We start from the raw sequence: 2,715 nt of genomic DNA, 5'->3' as shown, positions 1-2,715 counted from the left end.
GTCGGCCGCAGCCCCGAAGACGACGTCCTTCAGAGGCACGGACAGATGCTGATCCAGCTCCGCAACGACCGCGTCGAAGGCCTCCGCGAAGACGGGATACGTGTCATACAACTCCCGCCCCATACCAACCCGTTGCGACCCCTGCCCGGTGAACAGCACCGCCAGCCGACCGCCCGTGACCGCCGGAACATCGGCGGCCACCGACCGCAGCCCGGCCACCGCCTCGGTCAGGTTCTCCGCGACCGCCACCGCACGGTGATCGAGGGCCGCGCGGGTCGTCGCGAGCGAGTACGCCACGTCCGCCGGAGCCTGCCCGGCCGTCTCCAGGTGGTCGGCGAGCCGCTCCGCCTGCGCCTTGAGGGCGGGTGCGGAGCGCGCCGAGACCACGAACGGCAGCGGACCGGTGAACTCCCTCTTCTCCACGGGGGGTTCCTCGGCGGGCGCCTCCTCGATCACCACGTGGGAGTTCGTGCCGCTCACACCGAACGAGGAGACGCCGGCCCGGCGTGGACGCCCTTCCTCCCGGGGCCACGGGCGGGCCTCGGTGAGCAGTTCCACCGCACCCGCCGACCAGTCCACCTTCGGCGTCGGCTCATCCACATGCAGGGTCTTCGGCAGCTCCTCGTTCTGGAGCGCCATCACCATCTTGATGACACCGGCGACACCGGCCGCCGACTGCGCGTGCCCGATGTTGGACTTGAGGGAGCCCAGCCGGAGGGGGTGGTCCTGCAGGCGGTTCTGGCCGTAGGCGGCGATGACGGCCTGGGCCTCGATGGGGTCGCCGAGGGCCGTACCGGTGCCGTGCGCCTCGACGGCGTCCACATCAGCGGGCGTCAGACGGCCGTTGGCCAGGGCCTGGCGGATGACCCGCTGCTGGGAAGGGCCGTTGGGGGCGGTGAGGCCGTTGGAGGCGCCGTCCTGGTTGACGGCCGTACCGCGCACCACCGCGAGCACCCGGTGGCCGTTGCGGCGGGCGTCCGAGAGGCGCTCCAGGAGCAACAGGCCAGCGCCCTCGGACCAGTTGGTGCCGTCGGCGGCGGCTGCGAAAGCCTTGGCCCGGCCGTTCTTCGCCAGGCCGCGCTGGCGGGAGAACTCGATGAACCCGTCAGGGGTGGCCATGACGGCGACACCGCCCGCGAGGGCCATCGAGCACTCGCCGGTCCGCAGGGACTGCGTGGCCAGGTGGATGGCGACGAGGGAGGAGGAGCAGGCCGTCTCGACCGTGACCGCGGGCCCTTCGAGGCCGAGGGTGTAGGAGACGCGGCCGGAGGTGGCGCTGCCCGAGTTGCCGATGCCGAGCATGCCCTCGACGGACGGCGGGATGCGCTGGCCGACGGGGGCGTAGTCGTGGTGCATGACGCCGGTGAAGATGCCGATGCTCTGGCCGCCGAGGCCGGTCGGGTCGATGCCGGCCCGTTCGAAGGTCTCCCAGGAGGTCTCCAGCAGGAGCCGCTGCTGCGGGTTCATGGCGAGCGCCTCGCGCGGGGAGATCCCGAAGAAGCCCGCGTCGAACTCGCCGGCGTCGTGCAGGAACCCGCCGTGCCGGGCGTAGGAGGTGCCGGGGTGGTCGGGGTCGTCGTCGAAGAGGGTGTCCAGATCCCAGCCGCGGTTGCCGGGGAACTCGGTGATGGCGTCGGTGCCGTCGGCGACCAGCCGCCACAGCTCCTCGGGGCCGGTCACCCCGCCCGGGAGGCGGCACGCCATGCCGACGATCGCGATCGGTTCGTGTTTCTCGTCCTCGACCTCGCGCACCCGGCCGTTGGCCTTGCGCAGGTCGGTGAGCGCCTTCTTGAGGTACTCACGGAGTTTGTCCTCGGTGTGGTTGCTCATGTCTGCCTCTGTGTCCCTTCGCTCTCCGTGTCGTCCGGTGTCATCCGGTGTCATCCGGTGTCATCCGGTTGTCGTCCGTTCAGGACAGACCGAGCTCGTTGTCGATGAGGGCGAACATCTCGTCGTCGGTGACGGTGTCCAGATCCAGGCCGTCGGCCATGTCGTCAGTGAGGTCGGGGTGGAGGCTCTCCCACTGCGCGGTGAGCGCCTTGAGCCGCTGGGTGACCAGTTGGGCCTGGTCGGCCGGGTCGGCTTCGTCGCAGGCCGGGCGGGCTGTCATCGCCCGCTCCAGGCGGTCCAGTTCGGCCAGGACCGACAGTTCCTCCGCGGTCTGCGGCTCGGGCCGCAACTGCTCCTGGAGCAGTTCGACGAGGGCCGCGGGCGTCGGGTGGTCGAAGACGAGGGTCGCGGGCAGCCGGACCCCGGTGGCCTCGGTGAGCCGGTTGCGGAACTCGACGGCCGTGAGGGAGTCGAAGCCCGTGTCCTTGAACGCCCGGCCGGCGTCGACGGTGGCCGGGTTGGCCACCCCCAGGACCCCGGCGACCTGTACCCGCACCACGTCGAGCAGCAGTTGCGCGCGCTCCTCCGGGGTGCGGCCCGCGAGGCGTTGCAGGAGGGTCTCCCCCGCCGGCGCGGCCGCGGCCTTGGCGGTACGCCGGGCGGACGGCCGTACCAGGCCCTGCAGGATCGGCGGGACCGCGTCGCCGTCCGAGGAGCGGGACCGCAGTTCGGCCAGGTCCAGCCGGGCCGGCACGAGGAGCGCCTCGGTCGAACCGAGCGCCGCGTCGAACAGGGCCAGCCCCTCGGCGCTGGGCAGACCGAGCATGCCGCCCCGCTTACCGCGTTCCAGGTCGGCGCCGTCGAGGTGGGCGGTCATGCCGGTCG

General features: G+C 72.0%; 2 protein-coding genes. Both read right to left on the bottom strand.

All coding sequences use genetic code 11. The annotated features are described in order from the left end of the window. On the bottom strand, window positions 1-1,884 hold a 1,884-nt coding region (locus AQJ91_RS00160; RefSeq protein ID WP_407696797.1), incomplete at its 3' end, for a type I polyketide synthase. Between the two features lie 25 nt (window positions 1,885-1,909). After that, window positions 1,910-2,715: phosphopantetheine-binding protein (locus AQJ91_RS00155; RefSeq protein ID WP_234381767.1), on the bottom strand; the 806-nt coding region annotated here is incomplete at its 5' end.

The sequence above is a fragment of the Streptomyces dysideae genome, from assembly GCF_001514305.1.
GTDB classification, from domain to species: domain Bacteria; phylum Actinomycetota; class Actinomycetes; order Streptomycetales; family Streptomycetaceae; genus Streptomyces; species Streptomyces dysideae.
Note: the sequence above shows the minus strand (reverse complement) of the source record. Positions and strands in the feature narration are given on the sequence as shown.